The sequence below is a fragment of the Petrimonas sp. genome, from assembly GCF_963921705.1.
GTDB classification, from domain to species: Bacteria; Bacteroidota; Bacteroidia; order Bacteroidales; family Dysgonomonadaceae; genus Petrimonas; species Petrimonas sulfuriphila.
Genome location: NZ_OY997410.1, coordinates 77,110 through 101,216, shown reverse-complemented (window position 1 = coordinate 101,216; position 24,107 = coordinate 77,110). Strand labels below are relative to the sequence as shown.

At 47.9% G+C, this 24,107-nt stretch carries 23 protein-coding genes; 12 read left to right on the top strand and 11 right to left on the bottom strand.

Going from position 1 to position 24,107, the window contains the following annotated elements; all coding sequences use genetic code 11:
- Positions 1 to 77 precede the first annotated feature (77 nt).
- From AACM02_RS00390 to AACM02_RS00380, 3 genes are all read left to right on the top strand, one after another.
- The gene (locus AACM02_RS00390) at positions 78 to 812 is read left to right on the top strand and encodes a NigD-like protein (RefSeq protein ID WP_332457099.1); all 735 of its coding nucleotides are present in this window, start codon (positions 78 to 80) and stop codon (positions 810 to 812) included.
- Positions 813 to 961: 149 nt separating this feature from the next.
- Positions 962 to 1,531, top strand: coding sequence for an RNA polymerase sigma factor (locus AACM02_RS00385; protein WP_332456939.1), 570 nt, complete (start codon positions 962 to 964; stop codon positions 1,529 to 1,531).
- Positions 1,528 to 2,784 carry an outer membrane beta-barrel protein gene (locus AACM02_RS00380; protein WP_339115720.1) on the top strand — a complete coding sequence of 419 codons (1,257 nt, stop codon included), beginning with the start codon at positions 1,528 to 1,530 and terminating at the stop codon, positions 2,782 to 2,784. The genes AACM02_RS00385 and AACM02_RS00380 overlap by 4 nt, the downstream gene beginning before the upstream one ends.
- Before the next feature lie 2 nt (positions 2,785 to 2,786).
- Here AACM02_RS00380 and nqrF read toward each other — a convergent pair whose 3' ends face one another.
- From nqrF to AACM02_RS00350, 6 genes are all read right to left on the bottom strand, one after another.
- Positions 2,787 to 4,061, bottom strand: a complete 1,275-nt coding sequence (gene nqrF / locus AACM02_RS00375; RefSeq protein WP_339115719.1) for an NADH:ubiquinone reductase (Na(+)-transporting) subunit F — start codon at positions 4,059 to 4,061, stop codon at positions 2,787 to 2,789.
- A 61-nt stretch (positions 4,062 to 4,122) separates the two neighbouring features.
- A complete protein-coding gene (nqrE, locus tag AACM02_RS00370; protein ID WP_339115718.1) occupies positions 4,123 to 4,737 on the bottom strand; it encodes an NADH:ubiquinone reductase (Na(+)-transporting) subunit E in 615 nt (204 codons plus the stop codon).
- Positions 4,738 to 4,814: 77 nt separating this feature from the next.
- Positions 4,815 to 5,447, bottom strand: coding sequence for an NADH:ubiquinone reductase (Na(+)-transporting) subunit D (locus tag AACM02_RS00365; RefSeq protein WP_332456943.1), 633 nt, complete (start codon positions 5,445 to 5,447; stop codon positions 4,815 to 4,817).
- 29 nt (positions 5,448 to 5,476) lie between these two features.
- The gene (gene nqrC / locus AACM02_RS00360; RefSeq protein WP_332456944.1) at positions 5,477 to 6,172 is read right to left on the bottom strand and encodes an NADH:ubiquinone reductase (Na(+)-transporting) subunit C; all 696 of its coding nucleotides are present in this window, start codon (positions 6,170 to 6,172) and stop codon (positions 5,477 to 5,479) included.
- A gap of 40 nt (positions 6,173 to 6,212) precedes the next feature.
- Positions 6,213 to 7,424, bottom strand: coding sequence for an NADH:ubiquinone reductase (Na(+)-transporting) subunit B (locus AACM02_RS00355; protein ID WP_339115717.1), 1,212 nt, complete (start codon positions 7,422 to 7,424; stop codon positions 6,213 to 6,215).
- 68 nt (positions 7,425 to 7,492) lie between these two features.
- Complete coding sequence (locus AACM02_RS00350) at positions 7,493 to 8,839, bottom strand: Na(+)-translocating NADH-quinone reductase subunit A (protein WP_332456946.1); 1,347 nt, start codon at positions 8,837 to 8,839, stop codon at positions 7,493 to 7,495.
- Between the two features lie 301 nt (positions 8,840 to 9,140).
- On the opposite strand from AACM02_RS00350, the gene AACM02_RS00345 reads away from it, so the two are divergent.
- Complete coding sequence (locus AACM02_RS00345) at positions 9,141 to 9,344, top strand: hypothetical protein (RefSeq protein ID WP_339115716.1); 204 nt, start codon at positions 9,141 to 9,143, stop codon at positions 9,342 to 9,344.
- Here the strand turns inward: AACM02_RS00345 and AACM02_RS00340 are convergent.
- From AACM02_RS00340 to AACM02_RS00325, 4 genes are read right to left on the bottom strand one after another with little or no spacing between them, the layout of a single operon-like run.
- Positions 9,331 to 10,086 (bottom strand): DUF1080 domain-containing protein, encoded by a 756-nt coding sequence (locus AACM02_RS00340; protein WP_332456948.1) that lies wholly within the window; start codon positions 10,084 to 10,086, stop codon positions 9,331 to 9,333. The genes AACM02_RS00345 and AACM02_RS00340 overlap by 14 nt on opposite strands.
- 44 nt (positions 10,087 to 10,130) lie before the next feature.
- A complete protein-coding gene (locus tag AACM02_RS00335) occupies positions 10,131 to 11,438 on the bottom strand; it encodes a Gfo/Idh/MocA family oxidoreductase (protein WP_339115715.1) in 1,308 nt (435 codons plus the stop codon).
- A gap of 55 nt (positions 11,439 to 11,493) precedes the next feature.
- Positions 11,494 to 12,114, bottom strand: a complete 621-nt coding sequence (locus AACM02_RS00330; protein ID WP_214062872.1) for a polysaccharide deacetylase family protein — start codon at positions 12,112 to 12,114, stop codon at positions 11,494 to 11,496.
- Between the two features lie 22 nt (positions 12,115 to 12,136).
- The gene (locus tag AACM02_RS00325; protein ID WP_339115714.1) at positions 12,137 to 15,595 is read right to left on the bottom strand and encodes a DUF2723 domain-containing protein; all 3,459 of its coding nucleotides are present in this window, start codon (positions 15,593 to 15,595) and stop codon (positions 12,137 to 12,139) included.
- A 426-nt stretch (positions 15,596 to 16,021) separates the two neighbouring features.
- On the opposite strand from AACM02_RS00325, the gene ndk reads away from it, so the two are divergent.
- The 7 genes from ndk (at position 16,022) to folE (ending at position 21,625) form a co-directional block, all read left to right on the top strand.
- Positions 16,022 to 16,483 (top strand): nucleoside-diphosphate kinase, encoded by a 462-nt coding sequence (ndk, locus tag AACM02_RS00320; protein ID WP_339115713.1) that lies wholly within the window; start codon positions 16,022 to 16,024, stop codon positions 16,481 to 16,483.
- A gap of 54 nt (positions 16,484 to 16,537) precedes the next feature.
- Positions 16,538 to 17,551 carry a peptidoglycan DD-metalloendopeptidase family protein gene (locus AACM02_RS00315; protein WP_214062875.1) on the top strand — a complete coding sequence of 338 codons (1,014 nt, stop codon included), beginning with the start codon at positions 16,538 to 16,540 and terminating at the stop codon, positions 17,549 to 17,551.
- A 110-nt stretch (positions 17,552 to 17,661) separates the two neighbouring features.
- Positions 17,662 to 18,207: a DUF1599 domain-containing protein gene (locus tag AACM02_RS00310; RefSeq protein WP_214062876.1), complete on the top strand. Its 546-nt coding sequence runs from the start codon at positions 17,662 to 17,664 to the stop codon at positions 18,205 to 18,207.
- Between the two features lie 39 nt (positions 18,208 to 18,246).
- Positions 18,247 to 19,563, top strand: a complete 1,317-nt coding sequence (locus tag AACM02_RS00305) for a BT_3928 family protein (RefSeq protein ID WP_339115712.1) — start codon at positions 18,247 to 18,249, stop codon at positions 19,561 to 19,563.
- A gap of 131 nt (positions 19,564 to 19,694) precedes the next feature.
- Positions 19,695 to 20,450 carry a triose-phosphate isomerase gene (tpiA, locus tag AACM02_RS00300; RefSeq protein WP_339115711.1) on the top strand — a complete coding sequence of 252 codons (756 nt, stop codon included), beginning with the start codon at positions 19,695 to 19,697 and terminating at the stop codon, positions 20,448 to 20,450.
- A gap of 75 nt (positions 20,451 to 20,525) precedes the next feature.
- Positions 20,526 to 21,044, top strand: coding sequence for an SPOR domain-containing protein (locus AACM02_RS00295; protein ID WP_332456954.1), 519 nt, complete (start codon positions 20,526 to 20,528; stop codon positions 21,042 to 21,044).
- Positions 21,045 to 21,052: 8 nt separating this feature from the next.
- A complete protein-coding gene (gene folE, locus AACM02_RS00290) occupies positions 21,053 to 21,625 on the top strand; it encodes a GTP cyclohydrolase I FolE (protein WP_332456955.1) in 573 nt (190 codons plus the stop codon).
- A gap of 12 nt (positions 21,626 to 21,637) precedes the next feature.
- On the opposite strand, the gene typA is transcribed toward folE, so the two are convergent.
- Complete coding sequence (gene typA, locus AACM02_RS00285) at positions 21,638 to 23,440, bottom strand: translational GTPase TypA (protein ID WP_332456956.1); 1,803 nt, start codon at positions 23,438 to 23,440, stop codon at positions 21,638 to 21,640.
- A gap of 296 nt (positions 23,441 to 23,736) precedes the next feature.
- On the opposite strand from typA, the gene AACM02_RS00280 reads away from it, so the two are divergent.
- Positions 23,737 to 24,099 (top strand): BlaI/MecI/CopY family transcriptional regulator, encoded by a 363-nt coding sequence (locus AACM02_RS00280; protein WP_071137839.1) that lies wholly within the window; start codon positions 23,737 to 23,739, stop codon positions 24,097 to 24,099.
- Positions 24,100 to 24,107 lie beyond the last annotated feature (8 nt).

Below are 24,107 nucleotides of genomic sequence, written 5' to 3'. Positions count from 1 at the left end.
TGCAAGGTTTCTGCTTTTGCCGGATTTATAGGGTAACTGTACAAACACGAATGCAAAAATTAAAAACAATGAAAACTATGAAGATTACTCCTTTTCTTTTAACAGCGGGAATGCTGTTGGGCTTTCTGCTTTTACCGTCCTGCCTGGACGACGACAATGATGTGAACCGCTTATATCCGAATGCGCTGGTGACCGTTAAGCATGCGGGGGATAAAACTGTTTTTCTGCAGTTGGACGACAAGACGACACTGCTTCCCGTGAACCTGACAACCTCACCCTTTGGGGAAAAAGAAGTGCGGGCGCTGGTAAACTACGAAGAAGTGGACAAGCCAGGCAGCGGATACGACCAGGCGGTACACGTGAACTGGATAGACAGTATCCGTACGAAACCGATGGCGCCTAATCTGGGGACTGAAAACGATACGAAGTACGGTATCGACCCCGTTGAGATTGTGGGCGACTGGGTGACCGTTGCCGAAGACGGCTATCTCACGCTGCGATTCAGGACGCAGTGGGGCTATCCGCGGGTTGTCCACTCCGTGAACCTTATCCCGGCCAACAATCCCGAAAACCCGTATGAGGTGGAATTCCGTCACAACTCCAACGGAGATATAGGAGAACGGTTTGGCGACGGCCTCGTGGCTTTCCGGCTCAACAGCCTGCCCGACACGGAAGGGAATACGGTAAAGCTGAAGTTGAAATGGAAATCGTTTAGCGGCGAGAAATCGGTTGAGTTCGACTATAAAACGCGTGCCGCGACGCCCGCCAGCTCTGCCATCGCTGCTGAGCGCAGCGTGATCCCATTGCAATAACCGCTTGCCGGGAGCATCCGCTTCGGCAACCGTGCCACAAAGGGTTGTTTCAAAAATCGACAAAAGGCTGTACCTTTGCGTGATAAAGGTACACCTTTTTCGTAAAGGGAGAGCGTGTATTTTAGTGTTGGTTCGAACAAAATCCGTTAATGATCAGAGACGAAAACAAAGAGCAGGCCCTTCTTCAGCAGATTGTACGCGGTAATACGATGGCCATGAAGAAGTTTTACGACACCTATTCGGGGTATCTTACCGCGGTATGCTCTCGTTACATCGCTGACAAAGAGGATGTAAAAGATATCTTACAAGAAAGCTTCATCAAAATTTTCAAAGCAGTAGATAAGTTCGAATATAAAGGGGCGGGATCGTTAAAAGCGTGGTCGGCACGCATTGTAGTCAATGAAGCGTTGAGACATATCCGGGAAAGCAATAAGCTGAAGGTTATAAACCTCCCCGGTGAGGAGCTGCCCGACATGGCCGATGACCGTGAGCCTGATTTCAATGAGATACCCACGCAGGTTATCCTGGAAATGATCCGGAAGTTACCTGTGGGCTACCGGACCGTATTTAACCTGTATGTTTTTGAGGAAAAGAGTCACAAGGAAATTGCTTCGATACTGAGCATTTCTGAAAGTACTTCTGCCTCGCAGTTACACAGAGCCAAAGGCTTGTTGATGCAAGAGATAGATTTGTATCGGTTTAAAAAAATGGCACTATGAATAATCAATGGCAGGATAACCTGCGCAATCGGATGGAGCATCACGAAGAGCCTGTTCCCGAAGGTTTGTGGGAGAGCGTCGAGCAGGTGATGAGCGCCGGGAGCTCCGTGGGGACAAAGCCGGCGGGACAACGGATCCGGTTGTGGGACAAGCGTATCGGGGCAGTAGCAGCAGTGGGGATTGTTTTGTTTTTTATCGGGTTGTACACGTTGAAGGAAAATCAAAAAAACATACAGCTCGTAGAACAGAGACAGCCAGAACTGCCTGCTCCCGTTGCGCATCCCGACAAAGAACCGCTCTTGGCGCACCGTACTGAAAATGAAAAACCGGAAACGGAAAAAAAGTTGCGTGGAGCTAAAGGAGAGGAAACAGCTAAAACAGCGGAAACAGTGAGGACAGCGGATGTTGTTGAAGCGGCTGAACGGCAAAGCGAAGAAATCCCGCGTCAGGGAGAGCCCGAAAATTCTCCTTCTCCCCGTGTTGACCGGAAATACAGTCCGGAAACTAACGACGGGCAGGCGTTTCGCTTGCCGGCACGGCGACGTAACGGCAGGCCCGCAAAATGGCAGACGGACCTTTATGCGTCGAACATCCCGTCGGGTTCCTCCAAACATTACGACGGATACCGCAGCTTTACCCCTTTTGGGTTAAAATCGGAGGAAGAGGAGCATGTGCTGGCCGCAGGTTCGGGTTTGCCCGGCGATTTTATTGTGGGGAAGGAGTACCGGCACGTCTATACCGACGTCAAGCATTTTCAGCCGGTCACGCTGGGTGTTTCGCTGAAGTACAACCTCAGCGACAGCTGGAGCATCACGAGCGGCCTCAACTATACCGTTCTCTCCTCGCAGCTAAGCACGGGAAGCTACAATCATTACTACAACAGCCGGCAGACGCTGCACTACCTGGGCCTTCCGGTAACTGTCAACTACACCGTCTGGCGCTCCGGCCAATTATCAACGTATATCTCCGGCGGTGGGATGGTGGAGAAGAACGTCGCGGGCGCACTGTCCACCGATTATATTGTGGACAATAAAATTGAGGAGCGTAGCCAGGAAGGGTTGTCCGTAAAACCGTTGCAATGGTCTGTAAGTTCTGCCGCCGGCATCGAGTACCGGTTGTGGAAAAGTATCGGATTGTATGCAGAGCCGGGCGTGACCTACCATTTCAAGAACAGCAGCGGAGTGGAAACGATATACCGGGAAAAGCCGTTGAACTTCAACATCAGGCTGGGACTGCGCTTCTCCTTTTTTTAGGTTTATCCAAAATCGTCGAACATGATCATTTCCGGCGGGACGCCGAGGCTGTCGAGCATCCGCTGTACGGCTGCCGCCATTGGCCCGGGGCCACACATGTAGTATTCAATATCTTCAGGGGCATCGTGATCCTTCAAGTACGTGTCGTGAATCACCTGATGTACGAACCCGGCGGTGTACTTCACGCCTGCGGCATCGGCTGCCGGATCGGGACGGTCCAGCGCCAGGTGGAACGAGAAGTTGGGAAACTCGCGTTCCAGCTCGTAGAAATCTTCCAGGTAAAAAGCCTCCATCAATGCACGTGCACCGTAGAAGTAGGACATTTTGCGGTCGGTGGTCTTCAGCGTCTTCATCATGTGCATGATTTGCGCGCGTAAGGGGGCCATCCCGGCGCCACCGCCCACCCAAAGCATTTCGCGCTTGCTGTTGTAGATGGGGTGGAAATCGCCGTAGGGGCCGGACATGGTTACTTTATCACCCGGCTTCAGGTTGAATATATAGGAAGATACGATACCCGGGTTCACGTTCATCCATGTGTTTTTTGCCCGGTCGAACGGCGGGGTGGCCACACGCACGTTCAACTTGATAATATCGCCTTCGGCAGGATAGTTTGCCATGGAGTAAGCACGAATGGTCTCTTCATCATTCTTGACGGTCAGGTCCCACATTTTAAACTTGTCCCACTCGGGTTTATACTGTTCATCGATCGCGAAATCGGTATATTTCAACTCGTATTTGGGCACTTTTATCTGGCTGTAGGAGCCGGGGATAAAATCCAAATGCTCGCCGTCGGGCAGCCTCACCACAAATTCCTTGATGAAGGTAGCCACGTTGTTGTTGGAAACGACCTCGCATTCCCATTCCTTAACGCCAAATACCTCTTCCGGCACGACGATATTCATGTCTTCTTTCACCTTTACCTGGCAACTGAGGCGCCAATTGGCCATCTGCTCCTTGCGGCTGAAGTGTCCGGTTTCGGTCGGGAGGATTTCTCCGCCTCCGTCCAGCACCTGGCAGCGGCATTGTCCGCATGTCCCTCCGCCGCCACACGCGGACGAGAGGAATATGTTCTGTGATTGCAGCGTATTAAGCAGGGTTGACCCCATGGGAACTTCTAGATTTTTCTCTTTATTGACGGTAATCTTCACATTTCCGGAAGGCATCAGCTTTGCTTTGGCCACCAGAATGACAATTACCAAGATCAGAATTATCAACAAGAAAACCACTACACTGGTTAAGATGGTTATTCCGCCTGAACTCATTAACAACACATTCATTGTATATCCTGTTTTTTTATTTTGAAAACTTTGTTTATTTTAATTGGCGTTGAGCTTACTGTTAAATATTGATTCCCGAGAAACTCATGAATCCAATGGCCATCAAGGCCGTGATGATAAATGTTATGCCCAACCCTTTCAGCGGTTTGGGAACGTGGGAATATTCCAGTTTCTCCCGGATGGCGGCCATTCCAAGAATGGCCAGCAGCCAACCGATACCGGAGCCGAACCCGTAGGCGGTGGCCATGCCCACATTGGCAAATTCGCGTTGCTGCATGAACAATGAACCTCCGAGGATGGCACAGTTTACGGCAATCAATGGCAGAAAGATACCCAACGAGGCGTAAAGCGACGGGCTGAATTTCTCCACTACCATTTCAACCAACTGAACGAAAGATGCAATAACGGCGATAAAAATGAGCAGGCTGAACACACTCAGGTCGATCGTTGCAAATTGCGGGCCCAACCACGCTAAAGCGCCTGCCTTAAGTACGTAGTTTTCGAGCATATAGTTGATGGGCAGGGTGAGCACGAGCACGAAAGTGACCGCAATGCCCAGCCCGAAAGCTGTCTTAACGTTTTTTGATACAGCAAGATAGGAGCACATACCCAGAAAGTATGCGAATATCATATTGTCTACAAATATCGATCTTACAATTAGACTAATAGCATCCATATTTATTTTTTTATTTTTGTTTTACGATAATTTTTCGATAAATACTCGATAGTTATCCGGTTAACACGCGTAGCGCACTAATTGGTCCCTTCCTGTAAATCCTTGTTTTTCGACCGGTGTACCCAGATGATGACCGCGACAAGGATCAACGCCATGGGGGCCAGCATCATAAGGCCGTTATTTTCGTAGCCGGCACTGTATGCTGCCTGCGGGATGACCTTGTATCCGAGTAGCGTGCCGGATCCCAGCAGTTCGCGGAAGAAGCCCACCGTTACCAGTATCCATCCGTATCCCAGTCCGTTACCGATCCCGTCGAGGAACGAAGGCCACGGCCCGTTACCCAGGGCAAACGCTTCCAGGCGCCCCATCAGTATACAGTTCGTAACGATCAGTCCCACAAAAACCGACAGCTGCTTGTTCACGTCGTAAGCAAATGCTTTGAGTACTTCGCTCACGATGGTCACCAATGCGGCCACCACCACCAGTTGGACGATGATGCGGATACGGTTGGGGATGGTTTTTCTCAACAGCGAGATAATAACGTTTCCGAAAGCGGTGACAATGGTTACGGCGATGGCCATTACCAATGACGGTTCCAGCTTGGACGTTACAGCCAGTGCCGAACAGATGCCGAGCACCTGTACCAGGATAGGGTTATTTTTATTGAGAGGCCCTAACAGAGCCTGTTTTGCTTTTGCTGATAATGCCATATTCTTATCGTTTTATAATGAATGCGGATCTATTTTCCGTCATTTAATTGCAGTAAAAAATTCTTGTATTCTCCCACGCTTTCCAGCAACATCGCGTCAACTCCTTTACTGGTGATGGTGCCACCCGATATTCCGTCGACATAGTCTCTTTCGGAGTTGGTTTGCCCGGGTTTAACCACGGCTATGGATTTAAATTCGCCGTTTTTTATCAGCTCTTTCCCGTTGAATTGATTCCGGAAATGTGGGTATACTATTTCTGCCCCCAGCCCCGGAGTTTCACCCGCGTGTCCAAATTCGGAACCGTAAACGGTACTGCCGTTGCCTTCTACGGAGAGGTATCCCCAGATAGGCCCCCACAGGCCGGTGCCGTTCATGGGGATAATGTATTTTTTGGAACCTTCCACTTCCGCTTCATAGACAGCAAGCCCTTCCCCTTCGCCCGAAAAAGCGGGATCGGTAGGCTCAATTCCTTCCGTGCCGTCGATCTTTACTCCTTCGGGAGTAATGAGGTAGGCCGATTTAACCAGGGTTCTGTAGATGCCGTCGGCTTCGGCCGGGGAGGCATCAACGCGTAGCGACCGGAGGATCTGCTGCATCTTGTCGGTATTCACGTTTGCAGTTTGTCTGTCGCTCAACACCTGGTGGGTGAAGGCCAGACCTATGGCAACGATAATCACCATTACCGATGCGTATATTATTGTATATGTGCTATTTTCTCTGTTCATAGTTCAATTGTATTCAGTAGTTATTCAGAAACGCGAATCCCTATTTTTTCACGGCAGCTCGTTTTAAGCGGCGTTTGATGTTGGCATCCACCACATAGAAATCGATCAGCGGAGCGAAAGCGTTCATAAACAGGATGGCAAGCATCATGCCTTCGGGATACCCCGGGTTGAAGATACGGATCAGGATGGCCACCACACCAATCAGAAAACCATATATCCATTTCCCCTTTTCCGTACGTGCCGATGTCACCGGATCGGTTGCCATGAATACAGCCCCGAAAGCGAAACCGCCAAGCAGGAAGTGATACACCGGCGGCATTTCCATAGCGGCATTTTGTGCGAGCAAATTAAGCAGGGCAACGGTGAACAGCCCTCCCAGGAAGACGGAAGTCATCGTTTTCCAGCTTCCTACGCCCGTGATGATCAGCAGGATGGCTCCCAGCAGGATGGCCAGGGTGGATACCTCACCGACCGACCCGGGAATTAATCCGATAAACATATCCCACAACGACAAAGGATTACCTGTGATTCCCAGGAAAGAGAAGTCTCCGAAACGTGAAGCGTCCGATACGGCAAGTTGTCCGAGCGGTGTTGCGCCGGAAAAGCCGTCTACAACATTTCCTCCACCCAGGCCGAACGTGTCGGCAGTGCGTACCCATACCTGATCGCCCGACATTTTAGAGGGATAGGCAAAGAACAAGAATGCGCGGGCGATCAACGCCACGTTAAAAATATTGTATCCGGTTCCGCCAAAAACTTCCTTCGCAAAAATGACGGAGAACGCAGTGGCTACGGCAATCATCCAGAGCGGGGTGTCCACGGGTAAAATCATCGGGATAAGCAATCCCGAGACCAAAAAACCTTCGGCCACTTCTTCCTTCTTCATCTGAATCTGAGCCATGGCAAATTCGATGCCCAGGCCCACCACGTAGGAAACAACGATCTGTGGAAGCATGGCTAAAAGTCCGTAGAGGAAAGTTCCCACAAAGCCTGCCTGAACGTTTATGGCCAGATAATGCTGGTAACCCACATTATACATCCCCATGAGCAATGCCGGAATAAGTGCGAGTATCACGATAACCATCGTACGTTTTGAGTCTCTGGCATCGTGGATATGTACTCCCGATTTCGACGTCTTGTTGGGTACGTACAGGAAGGTTTCAAAGGCATCGTATGTAGAATTCAACCAATGAAATTTACCTCCTTCTTCGAAATTCGGTTTTATTTTATCGAGAAATTTTCTTAACGACATTTATTTTATCTGTTTTAATTTATTGTTATTCTATATTTGTCAATGCGTAGAGCGGAGAGCCGTACCGGTTATTCCATCTCTTTTCTCAGCATATCCAATCCTGTGCGTACAATACGCTGCAACTCCAGCTTGGAGGTGTCCACAAACTCGCAAAGTGCAAAATCCTCGGGCGCCACTTCGTAGATCCCGAGCTGTTCCATCTTATCGATGTTGAATGCCAGGGTGGATTTTATCAGCTGTTCGGGGAAAATATCCAGGGGGAATACCTTGTCGTATTCGTTGGAGACGATGATGGCTCTGGGGCCGCCCAGCAGGCGTGCATCCAGGCGATAGGCCTTTTTCAGTTTCAGGTAGGTGGCGCCGGCGCTGTAGCGTTTGGGCGACAGGGATGCCCATCCGAAAGCTTCGTGAACATCGTCACCTTCCGGTATTACGGTCAGTTGCGAATGGGTGGCGCGAAGCGCGCCTTCTGCCTCTATCCGGGTTCCGGTAAGCACGTTCCCGCTGATGTACCTCAGGTTGCCTTTTCCGTTGACATTGTCAGCAAAGAGCTTGCCCAGCTCCGTGCCGACAAGCATGTTGTAATAGCCGGTTTGTTTGACTTCCGATCCGGTAAGAGCTACGGTGCGGGTAAGGTCTACCACGCCTTTGTTGAAAAGCCTTCCGATGAACAACACATCCAGGGCATTTAATGTCCAGACTACTTCGCCCCTGTTCACGGGTGCCAGGTAGTTGATGTGAGTGCCGGTGTTTCCGGCGGGGTGTGGCCCTTCAAACTCAGTTATCGTTACGTTTGCGGCTTTCCTCAGCCCTTCGTTTTTCGTAGCGGGGCTTATGGAGAGGAACACCTTTCCTTTGGTGAGCCTGGCTAATGCGTTCAACCCGGTTTGCAGGTCGGCCTCCTGGCCTTTCAGGATGAAATCGTATGAGGGGGCCAGCGGAGCCGTGTCGAATCCGGTAACGAAAATGTCGCGCGGTTCTTTTCCGGGATCGGCAACGACGTCGTAAGGGCGTTGTTTGATGACAAACCAGATGCCGGCGTCGAGCAGTCTCTTTTTGATTTCTTCGGGAGGCAACGTACCGATCTCACTTTTGCCGTACTCTACGTAAGTGTTTTCTTTGTCGGCTTTGACAGTAACGTTCAGTATACGTCTTTTTTCTCCGCGGTTGATGGCTGTGACTGTTCCGCTGACGGGAGATGCAATCATCATGTCCGGGTGCATTTTAGAGAAAAATAACGCTTGTCCGGCTTTCACGGTATCACCCACCTTAACTTTGAGTTTAGGCGTGATTCCCTGAAAATCTTCCGGGCACACCTGTACATATTCACTTGTTATACTGCCGAGAAGTGTTTCTTCGGGTTTCCCTAACAAAGGAATCTGCAAGCCTTTCTTGATTTTAATTCGATTAGCCATATGTAATTGATAAAAATAACTGTTGGTTTTCTCAGGATAAACAACTATCAATCAGAGTTCTATTTAAAATAAGCTGTGAGGAGGGATAGCTATTTTCCGTTTAAGGTGCAAAGATAACTGTTTTATATTCAAAAAAGGAAGAATAGTGAAAAAAATCTTTATTCTGAACATAAGTTAACCCACGGTTTTGCTGAATCACAGCCTTCCGGTCGTAATGCCCGGGCTCCATCCCAATGTTAAGTTTTTCCGCATTGTCCTGGGGGAGAGAGCACGATCCTTATTTCAAGAAAGTTAAGATAACATGCATCTGGGAGATATTGAAAAGATCGGCGGAGAAATACCCCTCCCTTCCGATAAAATTGCAGAGATTTACCGGAAAACGCGAAAAGGATTACAGGCTGAAATCAATTTGCCTGGGGACGTAAACGGATCTTTTGTCTGGAAAGGGAAGAGCTACGCGTTGAAGGGAGGATCCAACAAGCTGGATATCTCTACAGCTCCCTGATCCAGATATTCCGGAAACTAATGGGCTGGCTGGGGTCGCCGTGATCCTGCAGCTTGATGGGCCCGGGACCGTGTTCTTTCACTTCCGGAAATCCTACATAAGGGGTGGTACCCCGGATGATCGTATTGTTTTGCAGCAGGATGCCGTTTTGTAAAAGGGTTACGGTAGGAGGGGTCCGGTAAGTCCCGTCTTTTTTGAATGTGGGTGCGGTGTAAATGATGTCGTAGGTATTCCACTCGCCGGGTTTTCGCATCGCGTTTACCAGGGGCGGTGTTTGTTTATAAATACTTCCGGTCTGACCGTTCACGTACGTTTCATTCCGGTAGTTGTCGAGGATCTGAATCTCGTAGATACCTTGCAGAAAAAGACCGCTGTTGCCCCGTGCCTGGCTTTCCCCTTTAATGCCTTCGGGTATGCGCCACTCCAGGTGCAGTTGAAAGTCGCTGAATTTCTGTTTCGTCTGAATATCCCCGGTACCTTTTTTTACGGTGAAAACGCCGTTGTGTACCGTCCATTCCGCCGGGGCACCTTTTGAATTCTCCCATTGAGAAAGATTTTTGCCGTCGAACAGGACAATGGCATCGGATGGGACGGGATCGGGGGTAACCACCGGAGGTTGGGGTTGCCAGTATTCGGTCATGGCCGGTGTCATGGGTGCGCGTTCGGGATATTTTTTTTCCTGTGCGTTTAGCGGAAGCAGGACGATTAATCCTGTCAAAATGATCAGATTTTGCCGTTTCATGTTGTCTTTTCTTTAATGTTGTGAGTTGACCTTTTGTTTATGCGTTATGCTTTTGGAAATTTCCAGGGCTCGCGGTAATCGGGTTTGATTAACCTGTCGGCCGTATCGTTGTTGAACGATTTTTTATTGTCATCATACATAAGCGTCGCTCCTGTACGTGCCGAAATATTGCCCAGATGAGCATATTTAGCACACAAGCTACCGTTTTCGATGGTACAGGCTGTCTGAAAATCGCGTTTTTTCACACATTCGATAAACCTTGCCACGTGCTTTTTGTGGTCCTGATAATCGGGTTCGCCTTTTACCGGTTCAGCCTTGTTCTTCTCCGGAATAACTTCCCATCCTTCGCGGTTGATGACCAATGTTCCGTTTGTGCCTTTAAAGGCAAGGCCGTAGTTTCTCCCGTAAGGCCCGGTCTCCGTGCCTGCAATGTTGTTCCACTGGATGGTGAAGTCATTGAAGTCGTATATTACGGAAAGGGTATCGAACGTTTCAGCGTAGTTCCCGGGATAAGCGAAATTTCCTCCCGAGCCTATGACCCGGTTGGGCATCTCCGTTACGTTCATCCCCCAAAGAGCCATGTCGAGCAGGTGTACTCCCCAGTCGGTCATCAGCCCTCCGCCGTAATCCCAGAACATGCGCCACGAGCCGTGAAAACGTTTCTCATTGAATGTCCTCACGGGTGCCGGGCCCAGCCAGAAATTAAAATCGACGCCCGCAGGGACAGGGCTGTCGGGGACCGGGTTGAGGATGGCCGCGTAATTGAAGTTAGCCCATACATTTACCTGGGCGATCTTGCCCAGCTTGCCGCTGTCGATATAGCGTTTCATTTCATGCCAGTGGTTGCCGCTTCGTTGTTGCTGTCCCACTTGTACTACCCGGTTGTGTCTCTTTGCCGCGGCAACCATTGCATCGCACTCGGCAATGGAATTGGCTATGGGCTTTTCCACATAAACGTCTTTCCCGGCTGCGCAGGCGTCGGTCATCTGCAGGCAGTGCCAGTGGTCGGGCGTTCCAATGATGATCACATCGATCTCCTTTCTCTCCAGCATTTTCCGGTAATCGCCATACAATTCAGGCTTTTTGTTCCTGAGCTTAACGAGATCTGCAGCCCTTCCGCTGAGTACATGCTGATCGACGTCACACAGGGCGATGCAATCTATTTCGGGATGGATCAGGAAGTCGGACAGGTTGGCCCATCCCATGCTGCGGCATCCGATCAGTCCGACATTGATCTTGTCGTTTGCCCCTGTACGGTTAGCAAACAAGCTGCTGCTTTGCAAAAATGACGGGGCAAGCAGCCCGGCCAGGACTGACGAGGCAGAATTACGTATAAATTTTCTTCTTTTCATTGTGATAAAAGATTAAGCAGGTTTCAGGTATGTTTTCAGTAAATTTTTTGCCTTTCTACAGAGGGACCAATTCAAATGTATAGCCCTCCTTCAACAACCACTCAATAGCCCTGGGTAGCGCGTATCGCAGGTTTTTTTCAGCTTTTAGCGAGTCGTGAAAAACAAGGATCGATCCGTTCCGGGTATAGCGCTTAACGTTTTGCAAAACCTGTCCGGGCGACATGAACCTGCTGTAATCACGTGTAACAACGTCCCACATAATGATCCGGTAGCCCGCGTCCTGCAGTTTCCGGCACTGATTCATCCCGAGGTGGCCGTGCGGAGGACGAAACAGCGATGAGTCGATCAGTTCTCTTGCCTGACCGGCGTTGTCAAGGAATTTTCCTAAGCTGTGCTTCCACCCTTGCAAATGGTGGAAGGTGTGATTTCCCGTACGATGTCCTTTTTCAATTACTTGCCGGTATACCTCGGGGTGTTTGCGTACATTGTCTCCCACGCAGAAAAAAGTGGCCTGAACGCCATATCTGTCCAACAAGTCGAGTACCCAGGGCGTCACTTCGGGAATAGGCCCGTCGTCGAACGTGAGATAAACTGTTTTCCGTACAGGGTTTTCAATTCTCCAGACTGCATTCGGAAACAGCATCCTGTATAAATGGGGAGGTTGCTCAATCAACATAGAAGATGCTTCGGATAACTGTTTACTGTTGTTTATTGTATTGCTCCAGTAGCCGGGGGCTGAACTGCTGCATCAGCTTTAAAGCCTGTTGCATGGTTGCCTCTTCCGAAGCCCGTTGAGCAGTATCGTTTTCCGAACGGTAATATCCGCGAATGGAACTGTCTGTTATGTCTTTTAAAATCACATCGCCTACATATCCCGCCCCTTGCATGTAATACGTCTGGGCCCGTTGCAGTAAATCGTCCGTATAGGTTTTGTACTTCTGCTTGTCGAACTCCTGGTAAACCGATGCTATCAGCAGCAGCGAGTTGACGTTGTAGTAGATATCAACCATCGTATTGCTTATTTGTCTTGGGGTCAGCCGGTCATACCAACTCAGGTTCTTCTGTAGCCTTTCCTCGATTTCGTCCATCAGCCGCTGCGCTTTTTCCGTTTCGCCTAACCGGTAATAAGCCCGGGCGAACATAATGCCGTCGTTGCCATAGGCTACCGCTTTTCCCGGCATGACCGTTGTTACTTTATCCAGCGCGGCAATGGCTTTGTCGTTTTTGCCTTCTTCGGTCAGGGCTTCGATCAGTTGATTGAAGTAGAGCCTGAACGTGGAAATCATTCGTCGGCCGGTTTCGTCGAGGTAGATGTCCGGATTTTCTTCCAGTCCGCCCCAGCGGAATTTGTTCATCAGGTTGTCGTAAGCCTTTTCAGTGTTCACGCCACCGCTTTGCGGAATTCCCGGAACAATCTGATAGGCTAATCCCGTCAGGGAGAAATTGCTGTTTTGCAGGTTCATATACAGGTTCCGGTCGACCGTGGTGGCATAGTAGATCGGGCGTTTCCAATTATCGTCATTGATATTGGTCAGCATTTCCATAATCATCATTTCCTGTCGGTAAAGAGCCGATTTCTCACCCAGGTTGAGGAACATTTTGTCTGCCGGCCTTGAGTTGAATGCCTTCCAATCCGTTGTTGCCGAATCAACGTTTAAGTAGAGCCTGTTGGAAGGGATAATCTGAGTATCTCCCGTGCTGAACGGATTTGCCGGTTTGTATTGGCCCGTACGCAGGTTTTCCATTATTTCCTTGAGGGGAATGCTGTCCCGGTAGGCGTTTACGTCGTAATACTGTCCGTAAGAAATGCTGGGTATGTTGTTCTGTTTAAGTACGTTCTGGATTTCGTTTTTCGTAACTACGAAAGCTGCACTTGCCGCATCGCCCCAGTATTTCTCCCTGTCCCATTTGATGGGTAGCGGTGCGGATTCGTATGCTTGACGGAGCATTTGATCCACGTACCATTCGGTTTGCAGGAAGCTTAAGTTGGTGACGCGGACATCGGTGCGGAAGCCTTCTGTCTCCTGAGCGTACCAAAGCGGGTAGGTGTCGTTGTCGCCATTGGTAAAGAGAATGGCATCCGGTTCTACGCTGCTGAGGTAGTTCATGCCGGTATCGCGGGCCAGGGTTCGCCCGGAACGGTCGTGGTCGTCCCAGTTCTGTCCCGCCATTTGAAGGGGGACGAGCAGGCAGGCCGCGCTGACCAGCGTAGCTGACAGCGTGGTATTCTTGATGTAGTTGCGGAGATATCGACTGATTCCGGCAACGCCTATACCCACCCAGATGGCGTAGGCATAGAATGATCCGGCATAAGCGTAATCCCGTTCGCGGGGTTCGTAAGGCGTTTGGTTGAGGTACAGCACGATGGCTAATCCTGTCATAAAGAACAACAGAAAGACGATGGAGAAACTTTGCTTCCCTTTCCGTTTCAGGTTCAGCTGGTAAATTATGCCGATAACCCCCAACAGGAAAGGCAACAGGTAGTATTTATTGTGCCCTTTGCTGTCGGCGACCTCGGGTGCAATGTTGTCCTGCGGCCCCAGGCCAAGGATAGGCCCGTCTATAAATTTGATTCCGGTGATCCAGTTCCCTTTGGTAATTCCGCCATCTCCCTGGATATCGTTTTGCCTGCCGGAGAAATTCCACATGAAATAACGCCAGTACATAAAATTAATCTGGTAGTTAAACAGGAATTTCAGGTTGTCGAACAGCGTGGGTTTTTTACTTCTATCGGTAATGCCGCCCCAAATCTCATACCCTTGAATGTGGTTGCCGTATCCCGGTTCCGACGGGTGGGTATGCATGCGCGGAAAGAGCATGGTGTTGGTGTACTTGTATGTGGGTATCTTGGATTCTACGTACCGGTCTTTCTGGTTTTCAGTCGTTTGCAATACCCTGCTGTACGATTTTTTCTCTTTTGAAATTTCAGCGCGCCCTTGATTGTCCCTGACAATTTGCGAAGCGTAGGTAGTCCCGTAAATGATGGGCGTTTGTCCGTACTGTTCTCGGTTGAGGTAACTGCCGAGGGAGAACACATCCTCCGGTGAGTTCAGGTCGAGCGGGGTGTTGGCCGATGACCGGATCGGAATGATGGCATATGCTGAAAATCCGATAAGGATAACCAGCAGGCTCGACATGGAGAGGTTCAGAAACTTGATGTTTAGCTTGTTTTTGGAGAAAACGAAATAGATGGCTGTGGCAATAAGAACGAGCCACAACCAGATACTGCCTCCAATAAATAAAATACCGGAAAGGCCGATGCTCAACAAAAAGGCAATTCTAGCCCTTTTTATATCGCCCCTGTCGGAGATGCTCTCGAACAGGGCCCAGACGATACTTGCCACCAGCAGGATCAGGTAAACGGCAACGCCCGTGTTGTAGGACATGCCCAGTGTGTTCACAAAGAAAAGTTCGAACCATCCACCCACTTTGGTAAATCCCGGAATAATTCCGTACATCAAAATAAGGATCAACCCGAAAGAAAGGAACAACGAAAATAATCCGCCTTTCCAGGTGGGGTTTTCGGTTTTTTTGTAGTAATAAACCATCACAATAGCGGGGATACACAACAGGTTAAGCAGGTGAACGCCTATAGAGAGTCCCATGATGTAGGCAATCAGTACGATCCATTTGTCGGAATCGGGTTTTTCCGCATTTTCTTCCCATTTCAGTATCAGCCAGAAAACCAGTGCGGTGAGCATCGATGAAAAGGCATATACCTCACCCTCTACAGCTGAGAACCAGAACGTGTCGGAAAATGTGTAGACCAGCGCACCTACCAGGCCGCTGCCGATCACGGCGATAGTTTGCCCAAGACTGAACGCATCGTTTTTCTCCCCCATCACCAGTTTGCGGGTCAGGTGTGTGATGGTCCAAAACAGGAAAAGGATGGTGAAAGCGCTTAGAAGGGCCGACATGCTGTTAACCATTTTTGCCACCTGTCCGGGATCGTTGGTGAATTGTGTGAACAAGTTCCCGAGAAGCATAAAAATGGGTGCGCCGGGAGGATGCCCTACCTCCAGTTTGTAGGCCGATGAGATAAATTCGCCGCAGTCCCAGAAACTGGCCGTTGGTTCAATGGTCATCAGATAAACAACAGCGGCAATTACAAAAACAACCCAACCTGAAATTGTATTGATAAGTTTGTATTTTTTCATTATTTCGTGATAAAAATGATACTCAACCGAAAATTTGGACAAAGGTAAGAAAAACAATTAGCAGATCTTATTAAAAAAAGAAAAAAAGCGATGCAGTGTCAATGAGTTGCTTACCAAAAAAACAGTGGAGGGTGGGCGAAAAGTTATCCTTGTCGTAAATAATCAATTGCACTCAAACGAATGTTAACTGAACTATGCAAAAGTTAAAAGCGGCGATTTATGTTTTAAAACATGTTTCATTTTAAATAACAGCTAATGAGATATTTGCATCATTTTGTTAACAAAAATTTAACTTTGTTAGGGTTTGAGTGCCAAAATTTATTGAAAGATAATTTGGTCAAAAAAAAGGAAACAATTTACTTTGGTAAGGATTAAGGAAAAAAATCGTTATTCAAAGGTCATTTTCTTTTTTTATTGTCAGATTTAATGGAGAAAACATTAGTAATTCTTAAGCCTTCGGCGGTACAACGGAGCATTGTAGGTGAAGTTGTTTCGCGGTTTGAAAAAAAAGGGCTTCAAATTGTGGGAATGAAGATGGTGTCTTTGTCTGACTCAATATTGGAAGAACATTATGCTCACTTAAAGGAAAAGCCATTCTTCAAACGCATCAAAGATTCAATGCAGGTAAGTCCGGTCATTGTTATGGCGTTGGAAGGTTTAGAAGCGGTTGAAGTGGTGAGGATGATGGCAGGGCCGACAAACGGAAGAAAAGCTCAGCCAGGAACCATTCGGGGAGACTACAGCGTCAGTGTGCAGGAGAATATTATTCATGCATCTGATTCTCCGGAGACGGCAGAGGCAGAATTGAAACGCTTTTTTTCGGAAAACGAGATTTTTAACTATCCATCACCGGCTTTCGTTAATCTTTATGCTAACGATGAAGTCTGACATCAGTAAATTAATTAAGTTGTAACTAAAGGCCATTCTCAGCTATATCTTATTATGGAGAGAGATAAGAATTTATCTAAGGTAAAAGTATTGTTTTCCGCCTCTTTGGTATTTTTTACGTTGAGCGCGTTCGCTCAATCAAAAGTGGAGTTATCCGCACAATCCAGACCGGAAGTTAATTACAAACAATTACACAGTGCAAGTTTAGGAAATCAGGAAGGATTATTTGCCGACGGTATAAAGCTCAAAATGGACTTGTCTGTCCTTGAGGAAGCCGAAGCGGCTCGTGAAGCATTCGATGTAAACGAAATTCCGTGTGACGATATTTACGGGGGAGTATGGAAAAATGCCCATGTGGATATTTACGGTGCTTTAAAAAATGCTCCCGATTCTTTTATCGTCAACCTGACTAACTTTTCCATGCCTCACGTGGGAAGAATGACTTCAAACTTCGGAAGAAGGGGGAGCCGCCGCTACCATTACGGTATCGATTTGAAATTGCAGGTGGGCGACACCATCTACGCTGCTTTCGACGGAAAGGTCAGGGTGCAGCAATATGAACGGAGAGGGTATGGATATTATGCGGTAATACGTCACGTAAACGGATTGGAAACGGTTTACGGACATTTATCGAAGTTTTTGGTGAAGGAAAACGACTTTGTCAAGTCGGGGCAACCCATCGCTTTGGGCGGGAACACCGGAAGGTCTACCGGTCCGCACCTGCACTTCGAGACCCGGTTCCTGGGAAAACCCATCAATCCGAATTACCTGATCGACTTCAACAACAAGGTGTGCCATCGCGACGAGTACCTGGTTACCAATTCGAGCTACAGAAAAACATCCCAAAGCAGCAGGGTGCTTACCAATGCCAGCAATTATAAAGAACCCACCTCTACCGCCAACAACAAATATGTTTCGGGAACAGTGAAATATCACCGGATTAAAAGCGGAGATACGCTGGGAGCTATCGCCAGAAGACACGGCTTATCCGTATCGAGGTTGTGCAGCATGAACAACATTACCCCGAAGACCACGCTGCGGATAGGGAAATCGTTAAGAGTTTCATAAAGTAGAATTTCTAATTAAGAGGGAAAGGTGCAGGAGGTTGAGCTTGTACCTTTTTCTTTTTTTGTTTAACTTTGTGGCTTCATTAAAGATAAAAAAACAGTGCTATTCCTATGAGTGAAACAAACCGGCAATTCGATGAGGTGATCGCCATTTGCAGAAACATGTTTGAGAAGAAGTCGAGTGATTACGGGCCTACATGGCGGATTTTACGTCCTGAATCGGTAACGGATCAGTTGTTGATTAAAGCCAACCGGATTCGTTCACTGGAGATCAAGAAGGAAAGCAAGGTGGGCGAGGGTATCTTTCCGGAATTCATCGGAATAGTTAATTACGGCATTATGGGGTTGATACAGCTCGAGCTGGGGTATGCCGACAGTGTGGACATTACCAACGAAACAGCACTGCAGCTTTTCGATAAATACATCACCGCAGCTAAGGAGTTGATGTACGCCAAGAACTACGATTACGATGAAGCGTGGCGCAGTATGCGTGTCAGCTCATACACCGACTTGATACTGGCGAAACTGTTCCGGATCAAAGAGATGGAGAACAAGCAAGGGAAAACCATTGTGTCTGAAGGTATTGATGCTAACTATACGGATATCGTTAACTATGCCTTGTTTGGATTGATAAAACTCCATTTCGGGGAAGAATAGTTTTTTATAATTATCATTAATCAGTACAGAGGCTCAACGATGAATTCCCGCGAAAAGCTTGTGAAATTTCTGACGGAATTGTCCCGGATTATTCTTGGGATTACCTTTGCTTTTTCGGGATTTGTGAAAGCCGTTGACCCGTTGGGTTTCACCTATAAGATTCAGGATTATCTTGTTTCTTTTGACCTCCCGGGCCTATTTCCCCTGGCGCTGCCGGCAGCCGTTACCTTGGTTGTCCTTGAGTTTTCGCTGGGTGTTTTTTTGCTGCTGGGGATCTATCGCAAGCCCACTGTCCGGCTCGCGGCTGTTTTTATGGCTATCTTCCTTCCGCTCACGCTCTGGATTGCGTTGAAAAATCCGGTCAAGGATTGCGGTTGTTTTGGCGATGCGCTAATCATCAGTAATTGGGAGACGTTTTATAAAAATATCGTTTTAGGAGTTTGTGCGGTCGTTTTGCTACGCTATTACCCGAGAATCATGCCGTTGTTTTCTGTCGGATCCGCCTGGAAGGCAGGTGCCTATACGGTTGTTTTTGGGTTTGCCTTTTCCGTTTACAACGTGGTTAAACTGCCTGTTTTCGATTTTCGTCCGTATCATATCGGGGCCAATATTCCGGAAAACATGTATATCGATCCTGCAAAGGCCGATGTTGTGGAAAATATTTTTATTTACAGCAAGGGTGGGGTTGAACAGGAATTTACAGAGGAGGACTATCCGTGGAACGACTCTACGTGGACGTTTGTGGAGATGAAGACCAAGCTGATTCAAGAGGGTGAGAAACCCAGGATAGAGGATTTTCAGGTCTCGGCATTGGCTTACGACAGTCTGTTGCAGGGTTTTGTTGCCGGAGACGATATTACACAGCAACTCTTGTCGGACACGGGCTATCAGTTTCTGATGGTTTCGCATTCGTTGGAGGAGATGAACAAAAGACATCTGGACGATTTCAGGAGAGCAGCCGGGTTCGCGCAAAAAAAGGGTTACGGTTTTTATTGCCTTACTTCGTCGCCGGTCGATTCTATCGAGGCGTGGAGTGCACGGCACCCCGCCGGTTTCCGCTTTGCTCATGCAGACGAAAGAGTGCTGAAAACGATGATCCGTTCCAACCCGGGATTGTTGTTACTGTCGGGCGGCAACGTCATCAATAAGTGGGACGACAGTGAAGTTCCCGATTTCGAATCGGAGCGGGGAGAAGAGTTGCTGAAAGCCAAGGGATGGAAAATGAACTTTTGGGGTAAACTGATGGTTATACTCCTGATATTTATTGTTCCGCTTTTACTGGTAAAACTGGAAGAATTTAAGGGAAAGCGGTCGGGGCTCCCGGCTATAAAAAAGGGCTATACTAAAAAAATATAGTTTCATATATATTCGTAGCTAATATATATAGTTAAAAATGAGGTATGTAAGTCGAGGGTTTAGCTCCCAATGCGATGATTTGCAAATTAAATAAACAATACGCACATTTATATATTATAAAAACAACAATTATGAGAAAAAAGATTGTAGCAGGCAACTGGAAAATGAACAAGAACTTGCAGGAAGGGTTGACATTGGCACAAGAGCTGGATGCGGCCTTAAAAGGGAAACAGGTGAATTGCGAGGTGGTTATCGGAACTCCGTTTATTCATCTGGCAAGCGTGGCTAATGCCATTGATACGGAAAAAATTGGCGTGGCAGCGCAAAACTGTGCCGACAAGGCATCGGGAGCATACACCGGTGAGGTTTCGGCTGAGATGGTGGCCAGCACGGGAGCGAAATACGTGATTTTAGGGCACAGCGAACGCCGGGCATATTACCACGAGACAGTAGGTATACTGAAAGAGAAAGTATTGTTAGCGCTGGAAAACAACCTTACCCCCATTTTCTGTATCGGAGAAGTGTTGGAAGAACGTGAAGCCAACCGTCATTTCGATGTGGTTAAATCGCAGATTACATCGTCGTTGTTCGACTTGTCGAAAGAGGATTTCTCCAAGATCGTACTGGCTTATGAACCTGTTTGGGCCATCGGTACCGGAAAGACAGCAACGGCTGCCCAGGCACAGGAAATGCATGCGTTTATCCGCAAAACTCTGGCCGAAAAGTATGAGGAAGAGGTGGCTGAAAATACGTCCATCCTTTACGGAGGAAGCTGTAACGCGTCAAATGCGAAAGAATTATTTTCCAATCCCGATGTTGACGGCGGGTTAATTGGTGGAGCATCCTTGGGGGTTGATAAGTTCATGCCCATTATAGAGGCTTTTTAATGCATTAAAGAATTTTACCACAGATTTGAACTCAGGTCTGTGGTATTTCTCTATCTTTGCAGAAATTTTTTCACTATGAAGTTTTCATACAACCTATTGCTTTTGCCGTTGTTGCTGGTATTTTGTCTTAACGCAACAGCACAATCGCAAAAACAACACAAAGAGATCATAGCGGACCTGAATGCCGTAAAACCCGGTCAGGGCCGGGTGATGGTTTTTGAGGATAAAGCCATTGCGGAGGTGTTGGGACGGAGTATGGCACCGGCGAGAACGGTTTACGCTACCGGTGACGGATCGGTTCAGTATGTGAAAATGCGGGGATTTAAGATTCAGGCATTCTCCGGAAACAACCAGCGGACTTCAAAAAATGAGGCATATTATAAACAGGGGCTCATAAATACGTCCTTTCCCGGACAGGAGACCGTTGTTACTTTTGATTCTCCTTTCTGGCGGCTGCGAGTTGGAAACTTTAAAACCCGCGAAGACGCTACCGCGGTTTTGAACGATATGCGGAAGACTTTTCCTGCTTTCGGCAAGGAGATGTACATTGTCATAGATGAGGTGAAAATACCTGTCGATCAACTTCAAGAATAATTTAGCCCATGTCGCCGGAAGAAACAGAGGATAGAAAGTCAATCATAGCGGATCACATGAAAGAGGTGATCACCCTGCTGGGTGAAGACGTAGCCCGTGATGGGCTGATCAAGACGCCCGACCGGGTAGCCAAAGCGATGCAACACCTGACAAGGGGGTATTACCAGGACCCCGAAGAGATATTGCGTTCGGCACTGTTCCGGGAGAATTACCGGCAGATGGTTATCGTAAAGGATATCGACCTGTTCTCGTTATGTGAACATCACCTGTTGCCGTTTTTCGGGAAAGCCCATGTGGCATATATCCCTGACGGATACATTACAGGATTAAGTAAAATTGCCCGGGTGGTGGATGTGTTTGCCCGGCGTTTGCAGGTTCAGGAACGGCTGACCACCCAGATCAAGGAGTGTATTCAGAAAACACTTAACCCGATGGGCGTGATGGTGGTGATTGAAGCCCAACATATGTGTATGCAGATGCGTGGTGTTGAAAAACAAAATTCCATCACCACTACTTCGGATTTTACCGGAGTTTTTAAAGAGCAAAAAACCCGGGAAGAGTTTATTGCCCTGATCAAATAAGCGGAGACGCTTCTAGACTTTCTTTGCCACCCTTTTCCGGTCGTTTTCGTCCAAAAGGATCTTTCGTATCCGGATGGCTTTGGGCGTAACTTCCACGTACTCATCTTCCTTGATGTATTCCAGTGCTTCCTCGAGGCTGAAAATTATCGGCGGAGCCAGTTGGGCTTTGTCATCGGTTCCCGATGCGCGTACGTTCGTCAGTTTTTTCGATTTGGTGACGTTTACCACTAAATCGCCTTCTTTGCTGTGCTCGCCGACCACCTGTCCTTCGTACACATCGGTCTGGGGTTCGATGAAGAAATGTCCCCGGTCCTGGAGCTTGTCCAGTGCATAGGCAAAGGCATTGCCCGATTCTCCGGCAATAATGGATCCGTTCTGGCGCTTTTCGATGTTACCTTTCCAGGGTTGGAATTCCAGAAACCGGTGTGCCATGATGGCTTCCCCGGCAGAGAGCGTGAGAACGATATTGTTTAATCCGATAATGCCGCGCGAGGGGATGGTAAACTCAATGTGCATGCGGTCGTTCTTGCTTTCCATGCTTTTCATTTCGCCTTTCCGCCGGGAGATAATATCGATGATTTTGCTTGCCGATTCTTCGGGAAGGTTTACAGTGAGTTGTTCTACCGGTTCGTATTTTTCCCCGGCGATCTCTTTGATGATCACCTGGGGCTGCCCCACCTGTAGTTCATAGCCTTCACGCCGCATGGTCTCGATCAGTACAGACAGATGGAGGACACCCCGTCCGAACACCGTCCATGAATCGGAGCTGCCGGTTTCTTCCACACGCAACGCTAAGTTTTTATCCAACTCACGCATCAGCCTTTCGTAAATGTGGCGTGACGTCACGTACTTGCCGTCCTGTCCGAAAAAAGGAGAATTGTTGATGGTAAAGAGCATCGACATGGTGGGCTCGTCGATAGCAATCGGATCGAGCGGTTCCGGTTTCTCCAGATTCGTGATCGTATCGCCGATATCAAACCCATCGATACCGATCAACGCGCAAATATCGCCCGACAAAACAGCATCGGTTTTGACCCTTCCCAATCCCTCGAACACATCTACTTCCTTTATCCGGATCTTGTTGATACTGCCATCGCGTTTACAAAGCGCATAATCCTTGTTGGGTTCAAGAGTACCCCGGTGTACCCGGCCCACTGCGATCCTGCCCACGTAATTGGAATAATCGAGTGAGGTGATGAGCATTTGCGGTGTCCCTTCCCGCGATTTGGGTGCGGGGATATATTTGACGATGGCGTCGAGCAGAGGAATAATGTTGGTTGACGGTTTTTTCCAATCGTCGGACATCCATCCCTGTTTGGCCGAGCCGTAAACAGTAGGGAAGTCGAGCTGGTCTTCGGTAGCATCAAGGCTGAACATCAGGTCGAAAACGTTTTCCTGTACCTCTTCGGGGCGACAGTTAGGCTTGTCGATCTTGTTGATAACCAGGATCGGTTTTAATCCTATCTCTAACGCTTTTTGCAAAACAAAACGGGTTTGGGGCATGGGGCCTTCAAAAGCATCTACTACCAGCAGGCAGCCGTCGGCCATGTTCAGCACCCTTTCCACTTCACCGCCAAAATCGGCGTGTCCGGGTGTATCGATAATGTTTATTTTTACGTCTTTGTATTGAATGGAAACATTTTTGGATAAAATGGTGATGCCCCGCTCACGTTCCAGGTCGTTGCTATCAAGTATTAAATCTTCGGTGTGCTGATTTTCCCTGAACAGGTTTCCGGCCAGGAGCATTTTGTCCACCAGGGTAGTTTTACCATGATCAACGTGGGCGATAATGGCTATATTGCGTATTTTTTGCATAAAACAATCTTTTTCTGGGATGCAAAGGTACGTTTTTTCATTGAAAAATTTGTAAGTTATTGAAAAACTGTTTTAAATTTTTTGGTTGATCCGCAAAAGTTATGGATGCTCAGAAAAACAGTTCCGGTTATTGAGCATATTCAAGGGCGTAAATGATATCTAATTTTTCTTTAACCGTTTACAACTATTAAAACAGTATGTAAAACTGTTATATATAGTTATATTATTAATTTTTATAGTTGTTTTTTTAGGAAGTATGTTTACATTTGTATGAGAATCGTATAAAACAAAGCCTTATGATGAGATTAACCGAAAAAGAAGAAGAGGTGATGCAGATTTTATGGGATAAAGGACCTTTGTTTGTCCGCGAAATCCTTGAGGTTTATCCGGAACCTAAACCTCATTACAATACCGTTTCTACCGTTATCCGGGTGCTTGAAGAAAAGAATTTTGTAAGCCATAAAGCGTATGGAAATACGTATCAGTATTTTCCCGTTGTGTCGCAGGATGAGTATAAAGGCAGGGCACTGAAGAAAGTGATTTCCCAATACTTTGATGACTCTTATACCCATGTGGTCTCTACATTGATCGAAGAGGAGCGGTTGTCGATCAGTGAATTGAAAGACCTGATAAGGAAAATTGAAAGAGGTAAAAAATAATTCTTCCG

Bases quoted from the DNA above. Each gene is read 5' to 3' on its own strand.
- AACM02_RS00390 (WP_332457099.1), top strand. From the start codon at position 78: ATGAAGATTACTCCTTTTCTTTTAACAGCGGGAATGCTGTTGGGCTTT.
- AACM02_RS00385 (WP_332456939.1), top strand. From the start codon at position 962: ATGATCAGAGACGAAAACAAAGAGCAGGCCCTTCTTCAGCAGATTGTA.
- AACM02_RS00380 (WP_339115720.1), top strand. From the start codon at position 1,528: ATGAATAATCAATGGCAGGATAACCTGCGCAATCGGATGGAGCATCAC.
- nqrF (WP_339115719.1), bottom strand. From the start codon at position 4,061: ATGAATGTGTTGTTAATGAGTTCAGGCGGAATAACCATCTTAACCAGT.
- nqrE (WP_339115718.1), bottom strand. From the start codon at position 4,737: ATGGATGCTATTAGTCTAATTGTAAGATCGATATTTGTAGACAATATG.
- AACM02_RS00365 (WP_332456943.1), bottom strand. From the start codon at position 5,447: ATGGCATTATCAGCAAAAGCAAAACAGGCTCTGTTAGGGCCTCTCAAT.
- nqrC (WP_332456944.1), bottom strand. From the start codon at position 6,172: ATGAACAGAGAAAATAGCACATATACAATAATATACGCATCGGTAATG.
- AACM02_RS00355 (WP_339115717.1), bottom strand. From the start codon at position 7,424: ATGTCGTTAAGAAAATTTCTCGATAAAATAAAACCGAATTTCGAAGAA.
- AACM02_RS00350 (WP_332456946.1), bottom strand. From the start codon at position 8,839: ATGGCTAATCGAATTAAAATCAAGAAAGGCTTGCAGATTCCTTTGTTA.
- AACM02_RS00345 (WP_339115716.1), top strand. From the start codon at position 9,141: ATGCATCTGGGAGATATTGAAAAGATCGGCGGAGAAATACCCCTCCCT.
- AACM02_RS00340 (WP_332456948.1), bottom strand. From the start codon at position 10,086: ATGAAACGGCAAAATCTGATCATTTTGACAGGATTAATCGTCCTGCTT.
- AACM02_RS00335 (WP_339115715.1), bottom strand. From the start codon at position 11,438: ATGAAAAGAAGAAAATTTATACGTAATTCTGCCTCGTCAGTCCTGGCC.
- AACM02_RS00330 (WP_214062872.1), bottom strand. From the start codon at position 12,114: ATGTTGATTGAGCAACCTCCCCATTTATACAGGATGCTGTTTCCGAAT.
- AACM02_RS00325 (WP_339115714.1), bottom strand. From the start codon at position 15,595: ATGAAAAAATACAAACTTATCAATACAATTTCAGGTTGGGTTGTTTTT.
- ndk (WP_339115713.1), top strand. From the start codon at position 16,022: ATGGAGAAAACATTAGTAATTCTTAAGCCTTCGGCGGTACAACGGAGC.
- AACM02_RS00315 (WP_214062875.1), top strand. From the start codon at position 16,538: ATGGAGAGAGATAAGAATTTATCTAAGGTAAAAGTATTGTTTTCCGCC.
- AACM02_RS00310 (WP_214062876.1), top strand. From the start codon at position 17,662: ATGAGTGAAACAAACCGGCAATTCGATGAGGTGATCGCCATTTGCAGA.
- AACM02_RS00305 (WP_339115712.1), top strand. From the start codon at position 18,247: ATGAATTCCCGCGAAAAGCTTGTGAAATTTCTGACGGAATTGTCCCGG.
- tpiA (WP_339115711.1), top strand. From the start codon at position 19,695: ATGAGAAAAAAGATTGTAGCAGGCAACTGGAAAATGAACAAGAACTTG.
- AACM02_RS00295 (WP_332456954.1), top strand. From the start codon at position 20,526: ATGAAGTTTTCATACAACCTATTGCTTTTGCCGTTGTTGCTGGTATTT.
- folE (WP_332456955.1), top strand. From the start codon at position 21,053: ATGTCGCCGGAAGAAACAGAGGATAGAAAGTCAATCATAGCGGATCAC.
- typA (WP_332456956.1), bottom strand. From the start codon at position 23,440: ATGCAAAAAATACGCAATATAGCCATTATCGCCCACGTTGATCATGGT.
- AACM02_RS00280 (WP_071137839.1), top strand. From the start codon at position 23,737: ATGATGAGATTAACCGAAAAAGAAGAAGAGGTGATGCAGATTTTATGG.